Raw genomic sequence first — 21,170 nt, forward strand, 5'->3', positions numbered from 1 at the left:
CGTGCTGTGCTATATGATAAGTATGTTGTAACTAACGAGAGTGTTTATGGCGACCTACGATCTCCTCGAACGGCTGAACAGCACGTTTCGGGAAATAGAACACGAGCTCCTGACCCTGACCGAACGTTTGCAGACCTGCCGTCTGCTGGCCGCGCGCGTCTTTACCCTGCCCGAGGTGGCCAAAGGGGCCGAGCACGACCCGCTGGACACCATCGCGGTTGAACAGCACATCGGCAGCGCCGCCCTTGAGCTGGCGCTGAAGCACTATCGTCGCCTGTTTATCCAGCAGCAGTCAGAAAACCGCAGCAGTAAGGCCGCCGTGCGTCTGCCCGGCGTGATCTGCCTGCAAACTGATGCGACAATGCGCGACGCGCTGGAAAGCCAGATTACCCATATCAACACCCTGAAAGCGGCCTTTGAAAAGATCATCACCGAAGAGTCCGGCCTCGCCCCTGCAGCCCGGTTTGAATGGGTGCACCGTCAGCTTCCGGGACTGATTACCCTGAACGCCTATCGCACGCTGACGGTACTGCGTCACCCCGCCACGCTGCGCTTCGGCTGGGCGAATAAGCACATTATTAAAAACTTCACCCGGGATGAGATTCTGGCGCAGCTGGAAAAAAGCCTGAAGACGCCGCGCACCGTCGCGCCGTGGTCGCGCGAGCAGTGGATTGAGCGCCTGGAGCAGGAGTACCACAGCATCGCCTCGCTCCCGGCGGACGCGCGCCTCAAAATTAAGCGCCCGGTGAAAGTTCAGCCTATCGCCCGCGTCTGGTATTCCGGCCAGCAAAAACAGGTTCAGTATGCCTGCCCTACGCCGCTGATTGCGCTCTATGATGCCGACCAGGGGGCCATCGTGCCGGATATTGGTGAGCTTTTGAATTACGATGCGGACAATGTCCAACACCGTTACAGACCTCAGGCGCAGCCGCTACAGCTGATTATTCCGCGGCTGCACCTGTACGTGGCGGGATGACTATTTCAGGCTGCCGACCATCGCTTCCGGGCGCACCCAGGCGTCGAACTCCGCCTCCGTCAGATAGCCCAGCGCCAGGGCTGAGGCTTTCAGCGTCAGCCCCTCTTTGTGCGCTTTTTTAGCGATCTCGGCGGCTTTGTCGTAGCCGATATGGGTATTCAGCGCCGTCACCAGCATCAGGGATTCATTGAGCAGCTGGCTGATACGCTCGCGATTCGGCTCAATCCCTACCGCGCAGTGCTCGTTAAAGCTCTCCATGCCATCCGCCAGCAGACGAATCGATTGCAGAACGTTGTGGATCACCATCGGACGATAAACATTCAGCTCGAAGTTGCCGGACGCACCGCCCAGGTTGACGGCCACGTCGTTGCCCATCACCTGACAGCAGAGCATGGTCATGGCTTCGCACTGGGTCGGGTTGACTTTACCCGGCATGATGGAGCTGCCCGGCTCGTTTTCCGGAATGCTGATTTCACCGATGCCGCATCGCGGACCCGAGGCCAGCCAGCGCACATCGTTGGCGATTTTCATCAGCGAGGCCGCCAGCCCTTTCAGCGCGCCGTGGGTGTGGACCAGTGCATCGCAGGTCGCCAGCGCTTCGAACTTGTTGGGCGCCGTGACGAACGGCTGCCCGGTGATGTTTGCCAATTCCTCCGCCACGCGCACCGCGTATTCAGGATGGGTATTTAACCCGGTCCCGACCGCCGTCCCGCCGAGCGCCAGCTCCGCCAGGTGCGGCAGGCTGTACTCAATATGCTTCAGGTTATGTTCCAGCATCGCCACCCAGCCGGAAATCTCCTGGCCGAGCGTCAGCGGCGTGGCGTCCTGCAGGTGCGTACGGCCAATTTTGACGATGTCGCGGAAGGCCTGCGCTTTCTCGTTGAGCGTGGATTTCAGGACGTTAAGCTGCGGGATAAGCTGGTCGCGGATAGCAATCACCGCCGCCACGTGCATCGCCGTCGGGAAGACGTCGTTGGAACTCTGGCTTTTATTGACGTCATCGTTCGGATGAACCTTACGCTCCATGCCGCGCACGCCGCCCAGCAGTTCGCTTGCCCGGTTCGCCAGCACTTCGTTCATGTTCATGTTGCTTTGGGTGCCGGAACCGGTCTGCCAGATGGCGAGGGGGAATTCGTCGGGATGCTTGCCCGCCAGCACTTCGTCGGCGGCGTTGATGATGGCGGTGGCTTTGTCTGCCGCCAGCAGGCCTAAATCCTGGTTTACTTTCGCGGCGGCGCGTTTGGTGAGCGCCAGCGCCTGAATCAGCGAGACGGGCATTTTTTCAGTCGAGATACGGAAATGCTCCAGCGAACGCTGGGTTTGCGCGCCCCAAAGCTTGTCGGCCGGGACGTCGATGGCGCCCATCGAGTCTTTCTCATGGCGTACCGTGGTCATTACTTTCTCCTTGATAACAAAAGAGGGATTGCTCACATGCTTAAGGGATAAGTATTGATGACTTCTGAGAAACGTTATGGCGCTTTGTGCGCTCTTTAATGTGTCGGGTGGCGACTGCGCCACCCGACTATTTACTGCACTACTTCACGCACGCCGAACACTGGGACGACTGGATCTGCTTGAAGAAGTCGTTGCCTTTGTCATCCACGAGGATAAACGCCGGGAAGTCTTCCACTTCAATTTTCCAGATCGCTTCCATACCCAGTTCCGGGTATTCCACGCACTCCAGGCTCTTAATGCTGCCCTGCGCCAGCACCGCTGCCGGGCCGCCGATGCTGCCGAGGTAGAAGCCGCCGTGCTTGTGGCAGGCATCCGTGACCTGCTGGCTGCGGTTGCCTTTCGCCAGCATGATCATGCTGCCGCCGTTGGCCTGCAGCTGGTCAACGTACGAGTCCATACGCCCTGCGGTGGTTGGGCCTAACGAGCCGGATGCATAGCCTTCAGGCGTTTTCGCCGGGCCTGCGTAGTAGATCGGGTGATCTCTGATGTACTGCGGCAGCCCTTCGCCGTTGTCCAGACGCTCTTTCAGCTTCGCGTGCGCAATGTCGCGGCCCACGATGATCGTGCCGTTCAGGGAGAGACGGGTCGAGACCGGATACTGAGAAAGCTGCGCCAGAATCTCTTTCATCGGACGGTTCAGGTCGACGCGAACCGCTTCACCCTCACCCGCTTTGCGCAGCGCTTCCGGAATGTATTTGCCCGGGTTGTTTTCCAGTTTTTCGATCCACACGCCTTCGCGGTTGATCTTCGCCTTGATGTTGCGATCCGCAGAGCAGGACACGCCCATCCCGACCGGACAGGAGGCACCGTGACGCGGCAGACGGATCACGCGCACGTCGTGGGCAAAGTATTTGCCGCCAAACTGCGCGCCGAGGCCCAGATTGCGAGCTTCTTCCAGCAGTTCCTGCTCAAGCTGCACGTCGCGGAACGCCTGTCCGTGCTCGTTACCTTCGGTAGGCAGGCCGTCGTAGTATTTGGTTGAGGCCAGCTTGACGGTTTTCAGCGTGCTTTCCGCCGACGTACCGCCAATCACAAACGCGATATGGTACGGCGGGCACGCCGCGGTGCCGAGGGTGCGCATCTTCTCAACCAGGTAGTTCTTCAGCTTGCCCGGGGTGAGCAGCGCCTTGGTTTCCTGGTAAAGATAGGTTTTGTTGGCTGAACCGCCGCCTTTGGCGATACAGAGGAATTTGTACTCGTCACCGTCGACGCTGTAGAGATCGATCTGTGCAGGCAGGTTAGTGCCAGTGTTGACCTCTTTGTACATATCCAGCGCCGCGTTTTGCGAGTAGCGCAGGTTATCTTCGGTGTAGGTGTTGTAGACGCCGTGCGCCAGGGCCGCTTCGTCACCGCCGCCGGTCCAGACGCGCTGGCCTTTTTTACCGACGATGATCGCCGTGCCGGTATCCTGACAGGTTGGCAGAACACCTTTCGCCGCGATGTCTGAGTTACGCAGGAACTGCAGGGCTACGTATTTATCGTTCTCACTGGCCTGCGGGTCGCTCAGGATATCGGCAACCTGCTGCTGGTGCGCTGGGCGGAGCATAAACGAGGCGTCGTGGAAAGCGTGCTGCGCCAGCAGCGTCAGCGCCTGCGGATCCACCTTGAGGATCTCTTGTCCTTCAAACTCAGAGACGGAGACGTGATCGCGGGTTAACAGGTAATACTCGGTCCGATCCTTACTGAGGGGGAAAGGATCCTGATAATGGAAGGGTTTATTCGACATTGGTCTCTCACTTACTGCTTCGGTCTGTTTATTCAGGGCAGATGTTCCGCTGCCCGGCTTAAAAGCGAGTCAGCTTATCCTACACAATTTTTTAACAAAAACTGAGACTAGTACGACTTTTTACATCCACAGGTTACTTCCATGAGGTTTATTGCTTTAATACCCGGAGTTAATTCCATAATTGAATCAGGGCTTGATAATGCAAAAACTCATTAACTCAGTGCAAAACTACGCCTGGGGAAGTAAAACTGCGTTAACGGATCTCTACGGTATCGCGAACCCGAACAACCTGCCGATGGCAGAACTGTGGATGGGGGCGCACCCGAAGAGCAGCTCAAAAATTGAAGACGCCAGCGGCCAGGTCCGCAGCCTGCGTGACGTGATCGATGCCGATACAACCGCGCTGCTGGGCGATAAGGTGGCTCAGCGCTTCGGCGAACTGCCGTTCCTGTTCAAGGTGCTGTGCGCCGACCAGCCGCTCTCCATCCAGGTTCATCCGAACAAGAAAGCGTCTGAAATCGGCTTTGCGAAAGAGAACGCGGCGGGTATTCCGTTAGACGCCGCCGAGCGTAACTACAAAGATCCTAACCACAAGCCGGAGCTGGTCTTTGCGCTGACCCCGTTCCTGGCGATGAACGCGTTCCGCGAATTTTCAGAGATCGTTTCTCTGCTGCAACCGGTCGCGGGGGCCCATAAAGCTATCGCGCATTTCCTTGAAAACCCGAACGCAGACGCGCTCAGCCAGCTGTTTGCCAGCCTGCTGAATATGCAGGATGAAGAGAAATCTCACGCGCTGGCGGTGCTGAAAGCGGCTCTGGGCAGCCAGCAGGGTGAACCCTGGGAGACTATCCGCCTGATCTCCAAATTCTACCCGGACGACAGCGGCCTGTTCTCCCCTCTGCTGCTGAACGTGGTGAAGCTGAACCCGGGCGAAGCGATGTTCCTGTTCGCTGAAACCCCGCACGCCTACCTTCAGGGCGTGGCGCTGGAGGTGATGGCCAACTCCGATAACGTGCTTCGCGCGGGCCTGACGCCGAAATACATCGATATTCCTGAGCTGGTTGCCAACGTGAAGTTCGTGGCGAAACCTGCCGCGGAACTGCTGACTCAGCCGGTGAAAAACGGCGCAGAGTTGGACTTCCCGATTCCGGTTGAGGATTTTGCCTTCTCCCTGCACGACCTGAGCCAGGCCGAAACCGCCATCGCGCAGGAGAGCGCGGCGATCCTGTTCTGCGTGGAAGGCGAAGCGACGCTGCACAAAGGCGAACAGCGTCTGGTGCTTAAGCCCGGTGAATCAGCATTCGTTGCAGCCAGTGAGTCTCCGGTCAGCGTAAGCGGCACCGGTCGCCTGGCGCGCGTTTTCAATAAGCTTTAACCACTTACTGAATTTTTTAACAACTCTTGCTAAGCTAGTTGCAGGCTTAATATCTCCGGGCGGTTCTTACCGCCTGGTTTCATTTTAGGGATAGTCGCAATGAAAAAATCGGTCGTAGCGGTTGGAGTGATTGTAGCGTTAGGCGTGGTCTGGACGGGTGCTTCCTGGTTTACCGGGAAACAGCTGGAAGGCCGTCTGGCTGAGATGGTGGCGCAGGCTAACGGAGAGATTAAGCGCAGCGCGCCGGAGGCGGGCCTTGAGCTGAGCTACCAGAACTATCATCGCGGCGTCTTTACCAGCCGTATGCAGCTGGTAGTGAAGCCGGTTGCCGGTGCTGAAAATGGCTGGCTGAAACCGGGCCAGAGCGTGGTGCTGGACGAGGTAGTGAGCCACGGTCCGCTGCCGCTGGCGCAGCTGAAGTCCTTTAACCTGATCCCGTCGATGGCGTCCGTTCATACCGTGCTGGTGAATAACGACGTCACCAAACCGCTGTTTGACCTGGCAAAGAATGAATCGCCTTTCGACATTAATACCCGCATCAGCTATGCCGGTGACACAAGTTCAGATATCGCTCTGAAAGCGCTGAACTACGAGAAAGAGAATGAGAAAGTCGCCTTCAGCGGCGGTCACTTCAAACTTGACGCTGACCGCGACGGAAACGTGTTCTCCCTGACGGGTGAAGCGGAAAGCGGCCTGGTCAATGCCGTGAACGAATATAACCAAAAGGTTCAGCTCACCTTCAACAACCTGAAGGCCGACGGCAACAGCCGAATGACCGATTTCCAGGAGCGTATCGGCGATCAAAAACTGTCTCTGGACAAGGTTGCCATTGCGGTTGAAGGCAAAGAGATGGCCGTGCTGGAAGGCATGGACATCAACGGCAAATCCGACGTTTCCAAAGACGGTAAGAGCATCAACACCCAGCTGGATTACACGCTGAAGAGCCTGAAGGTGCAGAATCAGGATCTGGGCACCGGCAAACTGTCGCTGAAGATCGGCAATATCGACGGCCAGGCGTGGCACGAGTTTAGCCAGAAATACAGCAAAGAGAGCCAGTCGCTGCTGACCGATGCCGCACTTCAGCAGAACCCTGAAGTGTACCAGCAGCAGGCGATGGCGGTGCTGTTCAACAACCTGCCGATCCTGCTGAAAGGCGAGCCGGTGGTCACCGTTGCGCCTCTGAGCTGGAAAAACAGCAAAGGCGAAACCAGCTTCAACCTGTCGCTGTTCCTGAAAGATCCGGCAACCGCAACGGGTGAACCGCAGACGCTGGCGCAGGAAGTGGATCGCAGCGTGAAGTCGCTCGACAGCAAGCTGACCATCCCGATGGATATGGCGACCGAGTTTATGACCCAGATTGCGAAGCTGGAAGGCTACGGCGATGAAGACGCCGGCAAGCTGGCGAACCAGCAGGTGAAAGGTCTGGCGGCCATGGGCCAGATGTTCCGCATCACCAAAGTGGAAAACAACACGATCTCCACCAGCCTGCAGTACGCCAACGGCCAGGTCACGCTCAACGGCGACAAGATGCCGCTGGAAGACTTCGTCGGCATGTTTGGTATGCCGACGCTGGGGATGCCGGAACCGGCTGAACCCGCAGCGCCAGCCGCTCCCGCGGCACCGCAGCAGTAAACGGCAAAACCCCTCGCATGAGGGGTTTTTTATTGCCGGGTGGCGCTGGCGCTTACCCGGCCTGTGATCCCGAGCCGCTGTAGGCCCGTGCAAGCGAAGCGCCGCCGGGCATTGCGCAGCGGAGATTATTTCACCGTCACCAGCCGCGCCGCCACAATCTGGTGTCCGGCCTGAACGTCCGTATTGTCGATGCGCTGCATGATCCTGTCAGCCAGCGTGTAGCCCATCTCCCGCGCGGGGGTGGTAGCCCAGACGATCGGCAGATCGTCGAGCGCGTTTTCACCGACGTCGGCGAACGCCCCGAGCGCCACCTGGTGGCCGAAGAAGGTTTCCACCCCGCCCTCGCCGCTCTGACGTCCGGCGCGGATCAGGCCAAACCAGGCGCCCATGGCAATCACGTCGTTGTAACAAATCACGGCGCTGATCGTCGGGCTGCTGCGCAGCAGCGCGCCTATCGCTTCCGCCGCTTTCTTCTGGCTGGATTCACACTCTACGACCCATTCGCTGTGGAACGGCAGGCCGTATTTAATCAGCGTCGCGCAGTAGCCGCCGACCCGCTCGGCGCGCGTCAGGGACGAGCTTTTCCCGCCCAGCCAGGCGATGCGCTGATGCCCGCGACGAATTAGATGCTCGGTCAGCATTTGCGCGGCCTGCATGTTATCCGGGCGCAGCGTATCGGCCTCGTCCAGGTAGCTGGCGCGCGAAGCAAACACCAGCGGCACGCCCTTTTCAGCGGCGCGCTCGCACAGCTCGCTGCCCACGCCCGACGCGCCGGCGACGATCACCCCGTCAACACCCTGGTTCAGCAGCATATCGAGCCGGGAGAGAAGCTGATCGGCCTCGCGACCGCCGTGCAGAAGAAAGACCATCCGCCCCTGCGCTTCAAGCGCTTCGGTTAACCCGGCGGTCAGCTCCGCATAGAAAGGTGACGTCAGGTCGCGGACAATCAGGCCAATCACCCCGCTCTGCCCGCCGCGCAGGGCCGACGCCTGACGGTTACGCACAAAGCCCAGCTGCTCAACCGCCTCGTTAACCCGCTGACCGGTCGCAGGAGAGATGCGCCCTTTTCCGCTCAGCACCAGAGAAACGGTGCTGACGGAAACGCCCGCCGCCAGCGCGACATCGTTGATGGTGATTTTTTTCGCTACAGCCATGTGTTGGCGTGACTCCCTGAAATGAGATCGGTAAAACGTTTTATCAATACGTTATCTTTATACTACCAGTCAAAGCCTGAGAATGTGATTTAGCGCGCACTAAACTTTGATAAAACGTTTTATCTTTTCGCAGCATTGAAGCAGGCAAACTGATTTTAACAATAAAGGAGTCGTTTTATGACGGCGAAAGCAGCACAAAAAATATCGCTGTGGGAGTTTTTCCAGCAACTGGGTAAAACCTTTATGCTGCCCGTGGCACTCCTCTCGTTCTGCGGGATCATGCTCGGGATCGGCAGCTCGCTGAGCAGTAAAGACGTCATCACGCTGATCCCGTTCCTCGGTACCCCGGTGCTGCAGGCGATCTTCATCTGGATGAGTAAAGTCGGCTCCTTTGCGTTTAGCTTCCTGCCCGTCATGTTCTGTATCGCTATCCCGCTGGGCCTGGCGCGCGAGAACAAAGGCGTCGCGGCGTTTGCCGGATTTGTGGGCTACGCGGTGATGAACCTGGCGGTTAACTTCTGGCTGACCGCGAAAGGCATTTTGCCGACCACCGACGCTGCCGTGCTGAAGGCCAACAACATTCAGAGCGTGATCGGCATCCAGTCTATTGATACCGGGATCCTCGGGGCGGTGATCGCGGGTGTGATTATCTGGATGCTGCACGAGCGCTTCCACAATATCCGCCTGCCGGATGCCCTGGCGTTCTTCGGCGGTACTCGCTTTGTGCCGATTGTTACCCTGGTCGTGATGGGTCTGTTCGGTTTAATCATTCCGCTGATCTGGCCGGTCTTTGCGATGGGCATCAACGGTATTGGCCGCATCATCAACGGCGCGGGAGATTTTGGTCCGATGATCTTCGGCACCGGCGAGCGTCTGCTGCTGCCGTTTGGCCTGCAGCATATCCTGGTGGCCCTGATTCGCTTCACCGAAGCGGGCGGTACCATGGAGGTGTGCGGTCACGACGTGAGCGGCGCGCTGACCATCTTCCAGGCGCAGCTGAGCTGTCCGACCACCCACGGCTTCTCCGAAAGCGCCACCCGCTTCCTGTCTCAGGGTAAAATGCCGGCCTTCCTCGGCGGCCTGCCGGGTGCCGCGCTGGCGATGTACCACTGCGCGCGCCCGGAAAACCGTCATAAAATTAAAGGCCTGCTGATTTCCGGCGTGATCGCCTGCGTCGTGGGCGGTACCACCGAGCCAATCGAATTCCTGTTCCTGTTCGTCGCACCGGTGCTGTACCTCATCCACGCCGTGCTGACCGGTCTGGGCTTTACCGTGATGGCGGTGCTGGGCGTGACCATCGGCAACACCGACGGCAACGTGATCGACTTCGTGGTGTTCGGGATCCTGCACGGCCTGTCCACCAAGTGGTACCTGGTGCCGGTCGTGGCGGCTATCTGGTTTGCGGTGTACTACGGCATCTTCCGCTTCGCCATCACCCGCTTTAACCTGAAAACGCCGGGCCGCGATACCGATACGGCGAGCAGCGTTGAACAGGCGGTTGCCGGGACCGTGGGCAAATCCGGCTACAACACACCGGCCATTCTGGCGGCGCTGGGCGGCGCGGATAACATTACCTCGCTGGATAACTGCATCACCCGCCTGCGTCTGTCGGTGGCGGATATGTCAAAAGTGGATACCAACGCCCTGAAAGCCAACCGGGCCATCGGCGTGGTACAGTTAAATCAGCACAATTTGCAGGTGGTTATCGGCCCGCAGGTCCAGTCGGTGAAGGATGAGCTGGCAACCCTGATGCGAACAGTTGAAGCCTGATGCCTCAGCCCCCTCTCATGAGGGGGTTTTACTTTAAGGACTCACGTCATGTTTGATTTTTCTACCGTCGTGGATCGACACGGCACCTGGTGTACGCAGTGGGACTACGTCGCCGACCGCTTTGGCGCGGCCGACCTGCTGCCCTTCACCATCTCGGATATGGATTTCGCCACCGCGCCCTGCATTACCGACGCGCTGCATCAGCGCATCAATCACGGCGTGCTGGGCTACAGCCGCTGGAAGAACGATGAGTTTCTCGCCGCCGTCGCGCACTGGTTCCAGCAGCGCTTTAACAGCCAGATTGATACGGAAACCGTCGTTTATGGTCCTTCCGTTATCTACATGGTGTCAGAGCTGATTCGTCTCTGGTCAAACCCCGGCGACGGCGTGGTGGTTCACACCCCGGCATACGACGCGTTTTACAAAGCTATTGAAGGGAATGCGCGTCATGTGGTGCCCGTGGAGATGGAAAAGCACGCCGCAGGCTGGCAGGGAAATATGGCGGCGCTGGAAGCGGCCCTGGCGAAACCGGAAAATAAAATTTTACTTCTTTGCAGCCCGCAAAACCCAACCGGCAAGGTCTGGAAGCGGGACGAGCTGACGCAGATGGCTGAACTGTGCGCACGCTATAACGTGGCGGTTATCAGCGATGAAATTCATATGGATATGGTGTGGGGAGAGCATCGTCACACGCCGTGGAGCGCGGTGGCGCGCGGCAAATGGGCGCTTCTCAGTTCCGGCTCGAAAAGCTTTAATATTCCGGCGCTGACGGGCGCTTACGGCCTGATCGGCGATGAAGCGAGCCGTAACGGTTATCTCAGCGCGCTAAAAGGCCGGGACGGCCTCTCTTCTCCTTCCGTGCTGGCGCTGACGGCGCATATCGCCGCCTATCAGCAGGGAGCGCCCTGGCTGGATGCCCTGCGACACTATCTCGAAGAAAATCTGTCCTTTATCGCGCAGGAAGTAAACCGCGCGTTTCCGAAGCTGAACTGGCAGCCGCCCGAAGCGACCTACCTGGCCTGGATTGACCTGCGCCCGCTGAACATTGACGATCGGGCGCTGCAAAAAGTGCTGATCGAGCAGCAAAAAGTCGCCATCATGCCGGGATATACCTACGGCAAAGAGGGAAACGGCTTTGTTCGCCTGAACGCCGGGTGTCCGCGCAGCAAGCTTGAACAAGGGGTGCAACGCCTGATTGCCGGGATTAACACCCTCCTCTAATCAGTTTGCGCAACGGAATATTCCCTTGCGCAAATAGCTTTTTACCCCGTTTTGTTTTTATAATATGGCGCACTTTAACCAGAAAAGAGTGCGACCATGATTGATACACGCCTGCCTTTAACTGATATTCATCGTCACCTTGACGGTAACATTCGTGCCCAAACCATCCTCGATCTTGGCCGCCAGTTCAATTTAACGCTTCCTGCTCAGACGCTTGAGTCGCTGATCCCTCACGTACAGGTAACCTCAAATGAACCGGACCTGGTCAGCTTCCTGAGCAAACTCGACTGGGGCGTGAAGATGCTGGCCTCGCTTGATGCCTGTCGCCGCGTGGCGTTTGAAAACATTGAAGATGCGGCCCGTAACGGCCTGCATTACGTCGAGCTGCGCTTCTCGCCGGGCTATATGGCGATGACCCACGCCCTGCCCGTTGCAGGCGTGGTGGAAGCCGTGATTGAAGGCGTGCGCGAAGGATGTAAAACCTTCGACGTTCAGGCCCGTCTGATTGGCATTATGAGCCGTACGTTCGGCGAAGCCGCCTGCCTGCAGGAGCTGGAAGCGCTGCTGGCCCATCGCGATGCCATTACCGCCGTCGATCTGGCCGGTGACGAGCTGGGCTTCCCGGGCAGTCTGTTCCTCTCCCACTTCAACCGCGCGCGCGATGCCGGCTGGCACATTACCGTGCATGCGGGTGAAGCGGCTGGCCCGGAAAGCATCTGGCAGGCCATCCGCGAGCTGGGCGCCGAGCGTATCGGTCACGGCGTGAAGGCCGTAGAAGATCGCGCCCTGATGGATTTCCTGGCGGAGCAGCGTATCGGGATTGAGTCGTGCCTGACGTCTAACATTCAGACCAGCACCGTCGCAACGCTGGCGCATCATCCGCTGAAAACGTTCCTCGAGCACGGCGTGCTGGCCTCACTGAACACCGACGACCCGGCAGTACAGGGCGTGGATATCATCCACGAATACAACATCGCCGCACCGCAGGCGGGTCTGAGCCGCGAGCAGATCCGTCAGGCGCAGATCAACGGGCTGGAGATCGCCTTCCTGACGCCTGAAGAGAAGCAGGCGCTTAAAGATAAAGTGGCTCACGGTTGAGCATTTGCCGGGTGACGGCTACGCCTTACCCGGCCTACAACAGCATTTAAGTCTTATGCCAGACAGAGCGTGGCGCGATGTTTGGCAGATTCGATGCCCAGCTCAATCAGCTCCATAATCTGAATCGCCTGGCTGGCCGGAACCGGATTCTCCCCCGTGCCGTTCAGCGCATCGCGGATGCTCGCGTAATAGGCAGGATAGTTGCCCGGGATCGTCAGCAAGGTCTCCTCTACCAGCTCCTCACCCTCCACCCGCGTTACCACGCCGTCGCGCATATCATAGCCCCAGTCTTCCTGCGGTAAACGTTCACCGCTTTTCAGCCGGTCCTCCTGCGGATCGAGGCCAAACTTCACGTAGCTCCCGCGCGTGCCGTGAATAATATAGCGGGCCGATTCCGCCGCCGCGACCATCGTGCCGTGCAGCACAATCCGGCGCTGCGGATAGCTGAGCACCGCGTGGAAGTAATCGGTTGTCTGCGCGCCGGGCCTGAGCTGGGCCAGATCGACCGTCATGCTCACCGGCAGACCAAAAAGATTGACGGCCTGATCCAGCAGATGCGGGGCTAAATCGTACCAGATGCCGCTGCCCGGACCGGCCTGCTCGCGCCAGCGGTTTCGTACCTGCGGACGGAAGCGGTCAAAGTGCGATTCAAAAAAGAGGATCTCCCCTAGCGTGCCTTCACTGAGAAGCCTTTTTACCGTCAGAAAGTCGCTATCCCAGCGGCGGTTATGGAACACCGACAGCAGCCTGCCCAGACTCTTTGCCAGCGCATCCAGTTCGCGAGCCTGAGACAGGGTGACGGTAAAGGGCTTATCGACCACCACGTGCTTACCGGCTTCAAGCGCGGCCTTGGCCAGCGGAAAGTGGGTGTCGTTCGGGGTGGGGATAACGATTAAATCAATATTCGGATCGTTGAAAAGGTGTTTTGGCTCAGAGACAACCGGCACGGAAGGCCAGTCGGCATGGACTTTAGCGGCATCGCTGCTGGATACCGCAGCCAGGGTCATCCCCGGCGTCCCGGCTATCAGAGGCGCATGAAACGTTTTGCTTGCATACCCGTAGCCGATAAGCCCAACGCGGATATTATCACTCATAGTGCCGTCCTCTTTTATGACGTTCTTATTTCACACTGGCTAGCCTGGCATTACCACAGATTAATAATGTGCCATATGACTTAAAATAGCAGGTTGTAGGGGTTGTTTTTGTTACATAGTATTAACCCACTGATTTTATTTAAGGGAACCGTTCCCAAAGCGCTTGCCGTCGGGGAAACGTCGCTGTAACATTTGCGACCTGTATTTATGGATAAAGTACAACTACGAATCATGACGTCAATTATTAATCGAATCATTGAATTAGCGGGATGGATTGTCCTTGGGGTTTCGGTCATTTTGCTGGGCGTTGCCAGCCATATCGATAACTACCAGCCGCCGGAGCCTGTCACAGTCGCCCAACCTAAGTAACCGGTTACTGCAATAAAGAGTGACATAATATGTCAGTTACTTATTGCCAGCCCTGGTGAACACGGTTAACCTTCTCTTCCAGGCATCGTCTGATGCCTGAATTTCAGCAAAGAAAACTCCTAATTTCGTCGCGTTACCTGAGTGGGCTGTTTACGTCTTTATTAATCCGTTTATTATTCGAACGAATTACCTTAACTGGTATTACTCACTTTTATATGGAAACTTATTAATATGACAGTTCAGGACTATTTATTAAAATTTCGCAAGATCAATTCGCTTGAGAGCCTGGAAAAACTGTTTGACCATCTGAACTACACCCTGTCGGATAATCAGGACATCATTAATATGTATCGCGCCGCTGACCATCGCCGTGCGGAGCTGGTTTCCGGAGGTCGTTTGTTCAACGTGGGTGAAGTGCCTAAGTCCGTATGGCGTTACGTTTTATAAGAAAGTAGCCATCCGCGCGAAATGTTATATACTCTCCGCCCTGCAAACTGGCTGTACAACATTTCGCGCAGATTATGGGAGAGTTCATGACCGCAACGCCTGGAGATCGCATTGGAGGCTGGTTAATCGCCCCACTGGCATGGCTGCTGGTTGCCTTATTAAGCGCATCACTTGCGCTGCTGCTGTATACCACCGCGCTGATTACTCCTCACGCTATCCAGACCCTGATGTCGCAAAGCGTGCTGAATATCGCGATGTGGTTTGTGTCGTTCGTTTTCGCGATTGGTATGTGGTACTACACCCTGTGGTTGACCATTGCCTTCTTTAAGCGCCGCAAAAGTGTACCTAAACACTACATTATCTGGCTGCTGATTTCGGTTCTGCTGGCGGTTAAAGCGTTTGCTTTTTCGCCCGTATCAGATGCTCTGGCCGTTCGTCAGCTGCTTTTCCCGTTACTGGCCGCCGCGCTGCTGGTCCCCTATTTCAAGCGTTCGACGCGGGTAAAAAACACCTTCGTGAACCCGTAATAACCTTACAGATAACCTGTTGTCGCCTGCGTAAGTTTGTCCGATAATAGGCGGCTTTTTTATTTCAGGCTAAATAATGACCGATTACTTACTGCTCTTTGTCGGCACCGTGCTGGTTAACAACTTCGTTCTGGTGAAGTTCCTTGGCCTGTGCCCGTTTATGGGGGTGTCCAAAAAGCTGGAAACGGCGATGGGCATGGGGCTGGCGACGACCTTCGTCATGACGATGGCGTCCATCTGCGCGTGGTTGATTGATACCTGGATCCTCATCCCGCTGGGGTTAATCTATCTTCGTACGCTGGCTTTTATTCTGGTCATTGCGGTTGTTGTGCAATTTACTGAGATGGTGGTGCGTAAAACCAGCCCGGCCCTCTATCGCCTGCTGGGTATCTTCCTGCCGCTGATCACCACCAACTGCGCCGTTCTCGGCGTTGCGCTGCTGAACATCAACCTTGGCCATAACTTTATGCAGTCGGCGATGTACGGTTTTTCCGCCGCCGTCGGTTTCTCATTTGTTATGGTCCTGTTCGCGTCGATTCGCGAGCGTCTGGCGGCAGCGGATATCCCCGCGCCCTTCCGCGGTAACGCGATTGCGCTGGTGACCGCAGGTTTAATGTCTCTGGCCTTTATGGGCTTTAGTGGTCTGGTGAAGTTGTAATGAATGCTATCTGGATTGCCATCGCCTCTATCAGCGTCCTGGGGTTGGTGTTTGGCCTTATCCTGGGTTATGCCTCCCGCCGTTTCGCGGTAGAGGACGATCCTGTTGTTGAGAAAATTGATGAGCTCCTGCCGCAAAGCCAGTGCGGGCAGTGCGGCTACCCGGGCTGCCGTCCCTACGCGGAAGCGGTAGGCATTCAGGGTGAAAAAATTAACCGCTGCGCCCCCGGCGGCGAAGCGGTGATGCTGAAAATTGCGGCCCTGCTTAACGTCGATCCGCAGCCCGTTGATGGCGATGCGGAGGTGCAGGAGCCGGTTCGCGCCCTCGCCGTGATCGACGAGGCCAACTGCATCGGCTGCACCAAATGTATTCAGGCCTGCCCGGTTGACGCCATTGTTGGCGCCACCCGCGCCATGCACACCGTCGTGGCGGATCTGTGCACCGGCTGTAACCTCTGCGTGGCCCCCTGCCCGACGCAATGTATTGAGCTGCGCCCGGTTGAAACGACTACCGAAAGCTGGAAGTGGGATCTTCAAACCATTCCGGTTCGCAATATTCCTGTGGAACAACATGCTTAAGTTATTTTCTGCTTTCAGAAAAGATAAGATTTGGGACTTTGACGGCGGTATCCATCCGCCAGAGATGAAAACCCAGTCCAACGGCACACCGCTGCGTCAAATTCCGCTGGCGACGCGTTACGTCATGCCGCTCAAGCAGCATATTGGCGCTGAGGGCGAGCTGTGCGTAAAAGAAGGCGATACGGTTCTTCGCGGTCAGCCGCTGACCTTTGGCCGCGGACGCATGCTGCCGGTGCACGCCCCTACCTCCGGTAAAGTGGTGGCGATTGCCCCGCATACGGTGGCTCATCCGTCCGCGCTTTCAGAGCTGAGCGTGATCATTGAAGCCGACGGCGAAGACCGCTGGATCGATCGTGACGGCTGGAGCGACTACCGCAGCCAGAGCCGCGAAGCGCTTATCGAGAGAATTCATCAGTTCGGCGTCGCCGGGCTGGGCGGCGCGGGCTTCCCGACCGGCGTCAAGCTGCGCGGCGGTGGCGATAACATCCAGACGTTGATTATCAACGCCGCAGAGTGCGAGCCGTATATCACCGCCGACGATCGCCTGATGCAGGACTGTGCTGCCCAGGTGGTGGAAGGCATCCGCATTCTGGCGCACATTCTGCAGCCGCGGGAAGTCCTGATTGGTATCGAAGACAATAAACCGCAGGCCATCTCGATGCTGCGCGCCGTGCTGGCGGGCAGTCACGATATTAGCCTGCGCGTTATTCCGACCAAGTACCCTTCTGGCGGCGCAAAACAGCTGACGCAAATTCTCACCGGCAAGCAGGTCCCACACGGCGGACGCTCTTCGGATATCGGCGTGCTGATGCAAAACGTCGGCACCGCCTATGCGGTGAAACGCGCGGTGATTGACGGCGAGCCGTTGACCGAGCGCGTGGTGACGCTGACCGGCGAGTCGATTTCTCGTCCGGGCAACGTCTGGGCGCGTCTGGGTACGCCGGTGCGCCATCTGCTGGAACAGGCTGAGTTTTGCCCGGCCAGCGACCAGATGGTGATCATGGGCGGCCCGCTGATGGGCTTTACGCTGCCGTGGCTGGACGTTCCGGTAGTGAAAATCACGAACTGTCTGCTCGCCCCTTCCCCAACCGAAATGGGTGAAGAGCAGGAAGAGAAAGGTTGCATCCGCTGCAGCGCCTGTGCCGATGCCTGCCCGGCGGATCTCCTCCCGCAGCAGCTGTACTGGTACAGCAAAGGCCAGCTGCACGATAAGGCGAAAGCCCATAACCTGGCCGACTGCATTGAATGCGGCGCCTGCGCCTGGGTCTGCCCGAGCAACATTCCGCTGGTGCAATATTTCCGCCAGGAGAAGGCCGAGATTTATGCCATCTCCATGGAAGAAAAACGCGCTGCGGAAGCCAAGGCGCGCTTCGAAGCGCGTCAGGCGCGACTGGAGCGCGAAAAAGTCGCGCGTCAGGAACGCCATAAGCAGGCCGCCGTTCAGCCTGCAGGGAAAGATCAGGATGCGATCAACGCCGCACTGGCGCGCGTTCGCGAGAAAAAAGCCGATGCCGCCCAGACGGTGGTGATCCAGGCCGGGGAAAAACCGGATAACAGCGAAGCGATTGCCGCCCGCGAAGCGCGAAAGGCTGCGGCTCGCGCGCGTCAGGCGGAAAAAGCGCAAACGGTTCAGGCAGATACTGAGATCGACCCACGTAAAGCGGCCGTTGAAGCGGCGATTGCTCGCGCCAAAGCCCGCAAATCTGGAGAACAGCAGGTAGTCGTCGAGCAAGAAGCGGTCGACCCACGCAAAGCCGCCGTCGAAGCGGCGATTGCTCGCGCCAAAGCCCGTAAGGCTGCGCAGCAGGCGCCAGAGGCAGTATCAGAAGCAGAAGCACCACCGGTCGACCCGCGTAAAGCCGCCGTCGAAGCAGCGATTGCCCGCGCCAAAGCCCGTAAGGCTGCGCAGCAGGAAGAGCAGCCGCAGGCCGCCAACGATGACCCGCGTAAGGCCGCCGTCGCCGCCGCCATTGCGCGCGTTCAGGCGAAGAAAGCCGCACAGCAAGCCGTAAACGAGGATTAAATGGTTTTCAGAATCGCAAGCTCCCCTTACACCCACAATCAGCGCCAGACATCGCGCATTATGATGCTGGTCTGCCTGGCCGCGCTGCCGGGCATTGCCGTTCAGTGCTGGTTTTTCGGCTGGGGAACCCTGTTCCAGATAATCCTGGGCTGCGCCAGCGCCGTCGCGGCGGAAGCACTCGTCCTGAAGCTGCGTAAGATGACGGTGTCACGCATTCTGGCTGACAACTCCGCGCTGCTGACCGGCCTGCTGCTCGCCATTAGTATTCCACCGTTTGCCCCGTGGTGGATGGTGGTGCTCGGCACCGTGTTTGCCGTGATCATTGCCAAACAGCTGTATGGCGGGCTCGGCCATAACCCGTTTAACCCGGCGATGATTGGCTACGTGGTGCTGCTGATCTCCTTCCCGGTGCAGATGACCAGCTGGCTGCCACCGCACGAGATTGCGGCCACGGTTCCCGGCTTTATGGATGCCCTGCACGTTATCTTTACCGGCCATACGGCGCTCGGCGCTGATATGAACGCGCTGCGCATGGGCGTGGACGGCATCAGCCAGGCGACGCCTCTCGATACCTTTAAAACGTCCCTGCATGCCGGGCACAGCGTTGAGCAGATTATGAAATCCGCGATTTACAGCGGCATGCTTGCAGGCGCAGGCTGGCAGTGGGTCAACCTGGCGTATCTGCTGGGCGGCCTGTTTCTGCTGCAGCAGAAAGCCATTCGCTGGCATATTCCGGTCAGCTTCCTCGTGACGCTGACGGTTTGCGCGACCCTGGGATGGGTCTTCTCACCTGAATCACTCGCCAGCCCGCAGATGCACCTGCTCTCCGGTGCGACCATGCTAGGTGCTTTCTTTATCCTGACGGATCCGGTGACGGCGTCAACGACTAACCGCGGCCGCCTGATCTTCGGCGCGCTGGCGGGCCTGCTGGTATGGCTCATCCGCAGCTTTGGCGGGTACCCGGACGGCGTCGCGTTTGCCGTCCTGCTTGCCAACATTACCGTTCCGCTCATCGACTATTACACGCGCCCGCGCGTGTACGGCCATCGCTAAGGGTTCCGCCATGTTAAAAACGATGCAAAAACACGGCGTCACGCTGGCTGTCTTCGCCGCGGTCCTGACCGGGCTGACGGCCCTGGTTAACTCGTTAACTAAAACGACCATCGAAGAGCAGGCTTCAAAGCAGCAAAAGGCGCTGTTCGATCAGGTGATCCCGTCCGATTTCTACGATAATGACCTGCAAAAGAGCTGCTTTGTGGTAGATGCGCCGCAGCTTGGGAAAGGCCCGCACCGCCTCTTTATTGCCCGCAAAGGGGATAAACCGGTAGGCGCGGTGATGGAAGCGACGGCGCCCGACGGCTATTCCGGCGCCATTCAGCTGCTTGTCGGCAGCGATTTCTCCGGCACTATTCTGGGTACTCGCGTGACGGAACATCATGAAACGCCGGGCCTGGGCGATAAAATTGAAACCCGGCTGAGCGACTGGATTTTGCACTTCGCCGGTAAAGTTATCCATGGCGAAGGGGATACCGCGTTTGCGGTGAAGAAAGATGGCGGCGAGTTCGACCAGTTCACCGGCGCGACCATCACGCCGCGCGCCGTGGTGAACGCCGTAAAACGAGCCGGGCTGTATGCCGAAACGCTGCCCGCGCAACTCAACAATCTTCCGGCCTGTGAGGAGTAATCATGAGCCAGGTTAAAGAGGTTATTGTCCAGGGATTGTGGAAGAACAACTCCGCACTGGTGCAGCTTCTGGGGATGTGTCCCCTGCTGGCGGTAACGTCCACCGCCACCAACGCGCTCGGTCTGGGTCTGGCAACCACGCTGGTGCTGACCCTGACCAACCTCTCCATCTCCGCCCTGCGACGCTGGACGCCGTCGGAAATTCGTATTCCGATTTACGTCATGATCATTGCGTCGGTGGTCAGTATCGTCCAGATGCTGATTAACGCCTACGCGTTCGGCCTGTACCAGTCGCTCGGGATCTTTATTCCCCTTATCGTCACCAACTGTATCGTCGTTGGCCGTGCGGAAGCGTTCGCGGTGAAAAACAGCCCCGCCATGTCGGCGCTGGATGGTTTTTCCATTGGAATGGGTGCCACCTGCGCCATGTTCGTGCTGGGCTCGCTGCGCGAGATCCTCGGTAACGGTACGCTGTTTGACGGCGCAGATGCGCTGCTGGGCGGCTGGGCCAAGGCGCTGCGCGTTGAAGTGTTCCACACCGATACGCCATTCCTGCTGGCAATGCTGCCCCCTGGCGCGTTTATTGGCCTTGGCATGATGCTGGCGATAAAATACCTTATTGATGAGAAACGTAAGCGCCGCGCGGCTGAGCGTAGCGTTCTGGAAGGGACACCCGAGAAGGCTTCATGAATAAAGAAAAGCGCATTGCGATCCTGACCCGTCTGCGGGACGAGAACCCGCACCCGACGACGGAGCTGAATTTTACCTCCCCGTTTGAGCTGCTGATCGCGGTGTTGCTCTCTGCGCAGGCGACCGATGTGAGCGTCAATAAAGCCACTGCCCTGCTTTATCCGGTCGCCAATACGCCAAAAGCCATGCTGGAGCTGGGCGTGGAAGGCGTGAAGTCCTATATCAAAACCATCGGCCTGTTTAACAGCAAAGCCGAGAACGTCATTAAGACCTGCCGGATCCTGCTGGAACAGCACGGAGGCGAAGTACCGGAAGATCGCGCCGCGCTGGAAGCCTTACCGGGCGTGGGGCGTAAGACCGCAAACGTGGTGCTCAACACCGCGTTTGGCTGGCCGACCATCGCCGTGGATACGCATATTTTCCGCGTCTCTAACCGGACTAACTTCGCGCCGGGGAAAAATGTTGAGCAGGTCGAAGAGAAGCTGTTAAAGGTGGTTCCGGCCGAATTTAAGGTTGACTGCCATCACTGGCTGATTCTGCACGGCCGCTATACCTGTATTGCCCGTAAGCCTCGCTGCGGCTCCTGCATTATTGAAGATCTCTGCGAATACAAAGAAAAAGTGTATCCCTGATCGTCACAACCCCTTACTAAAAGAAGGGTTACCAGGCACCCTTCTTTTGGCCGTTATTTGTC

The 21,170-nt window shown here is 57.9% G+C and carries 20 protein-coding genes; 16 read left to right on the forward strand and 4 right to left on the reverse strand.

The window, feature by feature from the left end:
- Positions 1-46 precede the first annotated feature (46 nt).
- On the forward strand, positions 47-976 hold the full coding sequence (gene tus / locus NUX24_RS06640; protein ID WP_257830402.1) for a DNA replication terminus site-binding protein: 930 nt from the start codon (positions 47-49) through the stop codon (positions 974-976).
- Here tus and fumC read toward each other — a convergent pair whose 3' ends face one another.
- Positions 977-2,371, reverse strand: coding sequence for a class II fumarate hydratase (fumC, locus tag NUX24_RS06645; protein WP_257830407.1), 1,395 nt, complete (start codon positions 2,369-2,371; stop codon positions 977-979).
- 139 nt (positions 2,372-2,510) lie between these two features.
- Positions 2,511-4,157 carry a class I fumarate hydratase FumA gene (gene fumA / locus NUX24_RS06650; RefSeq protein WP_257830411.1) on the reverse strand — a complete coding sequence of 549 codons (1,647 nt, stop codon included), beginning with the start codon at positions 4,155-4,157 and terminating at the stop codon, positions 2,511-2,513.
- A gap of 199 nt (positions 4,158-4,356) precedes the next feature.
- Between fumA and manA the strand changes: the two genes are divergently transcribed.
- Together manA and NUX24_RS06660 are read left to right on the forward strand one after the other, a co-directional pair.
- Positions 4,357-5,532, forward strand: coding sequence for a mannose-6-phosphate isomerase (gene manA / locus NUX24_RS06655; RefSeq protein WP_257830413.1), 1,176 nt, complete (start codon positions 4,357-4,359; stop codon positions 5,530-5,532).
- A gap of 99 nt (positions 5,533-5,631) precedes the next feature.
- A complete protein-coding gene (locus tag NUX24_RS06660) occupies positions 5,632-7,164 on the forward strand; it encodes a YdgA family protein (protein ID WP_257830415.1) in 1,533 nt (510 codons plus the stop codon).
- 125 nt (positions 7,165-7,289) lie between these two features.
- Here NUX24_RS06660 and NUX24_RS06665 read toward each other — a convergent pair whose 3' ends face one another.
- Positions 7,290-8,318, reverse strand: coding sequence for a Mal regulon transcriptional regulator MalI (locus NUX24_RS06665; RefSeq protein WP_023311457.1), 1,029 nt, complete (start codon positions 8,316-8,318; stop codon positions 7,290-7,292).
- Between the two features lie 177 nt (positions 8,319-8,495).
- Here NUX24_RS06665 and malX point away from each other — a divergent pair, with 177 nt between their 5' ends.
- The 3 genes from malX (at position 8,496) to add (ending at position 12,407) form a co-directional block, all read left to right on the forward strand.
- A complete protein-coding gene (gene malX / locus NUX24_RS06670; RefSeq protein ID WP_029740306.1) occupies positions 8,496-10,088 on the forward strand; it encodes a maltose/glucose-specific PTS transporter subunit IIBC in 1,593 nt (530 codons plus the stop codon).
- A gap of 48 nt (positions 10,089-10,136) precedes the next feature.
- Positions 10,137-11,309 carry a MalY/PatB family protein gene (locus NUX24_RS06675; protein WP_126328363.1) on the forward strand — a complete coding sequence of 391 codons (1,173 nt, stop codon included), beginning with the start codon at positions 10,137-10,139 and terminating at the stop codon, positions 11,307-11,309.
- A 96-nt stretch (positions 11,310-11,405) separates the two neighbouring features.
- The gene (gene add, locus NUX24_RS06680) at positions 11,406-12,407 is read left to right on the forward strand and encodes an adenosine deaminase (RefSeq protein WP_257830419.1); all 1,002 of its coding nucleotides are present in this window, start codon (positions 11,406-11,408) and stop codon (positions 12,405-12,407) included.
- A 53-nt stretch (positions 12,408-12,460) separates the two neighbouring features.
- Here the strand turns inward: add and NUX24_RS06685 are convergent, their stop codons facing one another.
- A complete protein-coding gene (locus tag NUX24_RS06685; RefSeq protein WP_257830420.1) occupies positions 12,461-13,501 on the reverse strand; it encodes an oxidoreductase in 1,041 nt (346 codons plus the stop codon).
- A gap of 243 nt (positions 13,502-13,744) precedes the next feature.
- On the opposite strand from NUX24_RS06685, the gene blr reads away from it, so the two are divergent.
- The 10 genes from blr to nth all read left to right on the forward strand — a co-directional run bounded on the left by blr (position 13,745) and on the right by nth (position 21,108).
- Positions 13,745-13,870, forward strand: a complete 126-nt coding sequence (blr, locus tag NUX24_RS06690) for a division septum protein Blr (protein ID WP_168112406.1) — start codon at positions 13,745-13,747, stop codon at positions 13,868-13,870.
- 231 nt (positions 13,871-14,101) lie between these two features.
- Complete coding sequence (gene ydgT, locus NUX24_RS06695) at positions 14,102-14,317, forward strand: transcription modulator YdgT (protein ID WP_013096896.1); 216 nt, start codon at positions 14,102-14,104, stop codon at positions 14,315-14,317.
- Positions 14,318-14,403: 86 nt separating this feature from the next.
- Positions 14,404-14,844: a DUF2569 domain-containing protein gene (locus NUX24_RS06700; RefSeq protein ID WP_029740310.1), complete on the forward strand. Its 441-nt coding sequence runs from the start codon at positions 14,404-14,406 to the stop codon at positions 14,842-14,844.
- 76 nt (positions 14,845-14,920) lie between these two features.
- A complete protein-coding gene (gene rsxA, locus NUX24_RS06705) occupies positions 14,921-15,502 on the forward strand; it encodes an electron transport complex subunit RsxA (RefSeq protein WP_257830424.1) in 582 nt (193 codons plus the stop codon).
- A complete protein-coding gene (rsxB, locus tag NUX24_RS06710; protein WP_028012918.1) occupies positions 15,502-16,080 on the forward strand; it encodes an electron transport complex subunit RsxB in 579 nt (192 codons plus the stop codon). Before rsxA ends, rsxB begins: the two co-directional genes overlap by 1 nt.
- On the forward strand, positions 16,073-18,103 hold the full coding sequence (gene rsxC, locus NUX24_RS06715; RefSeq protein ID WP_257830434.1) for an electron transport complex subunit RsxC: 2,031 nt from the start codon (positions 16,073-16,075) through the stop codon (positions 18,101-18,103). Before rsxB ends, rsxC begins: the two co-directional genes overlap by 8 nt.
- Complete coding sequence (rsxD, locus tag NUX24_RS06720) at positions 18,104-19,156, forward strand: electron transport complex subunit RsxD (protein ID WP_126328360.1); 1,053 nt, start codon at positions 18,104-18,106, stop codon at positions 19,154-19,156.
- A 10-nt stretch (positions 19,157-19,166) separates the two neighbouring features.
- Positions 19,167-19,787, forward strand: a complete 621-nt coding sequence (gene rsxG / locus NUX24_RS06725; RefSeq protein ID WP_257830439.1) for an electron transport complex subunit RsxG — start codon at positions 19,167-19,169, stop codon at positions 19,785-19,787.
- 2 nt (positions 19,788-19,789) lie between these two features.
- Positions 19,790-20,476: an electron transport complex subunit E gene (locus tag NUX24_RS06730; RefSeq protein WP_023617347.1), complete on the forward strand. Its 687-nt coding sequence runs from the start codon at positions 19,790-19,792 to the stop codon at positions 20,474-20,476.
- Complete coding sequence (nth, locus tag NUX24_RS06735) at positions 20,473-21,108, forward strand: endonuclease III (RefSeq protein ID WP_008500570.1); 636 nt, start codon at positions 20,473-20,475, stop codon at positions 21,106-21,108. The genes NUX24_RS06730 and nth overlap by 4 nt, the downstream gene beginning before the upstream one ends.
- Positions 21,109-21,170 lie beyond the last annotated feature (62 nt).

It is taken from the genome of Enterobacter sp. HG048 (assembly GCF_024702055.1).
In the GTDB taxonomy this organism is placed as follows: domain Bacteria; phylum Pseudomonadota; class Gammaproteobacteria; order Enterobacterales; family Enterobacteriaceae; genus Enterobacter; species Enterobacter dykesii.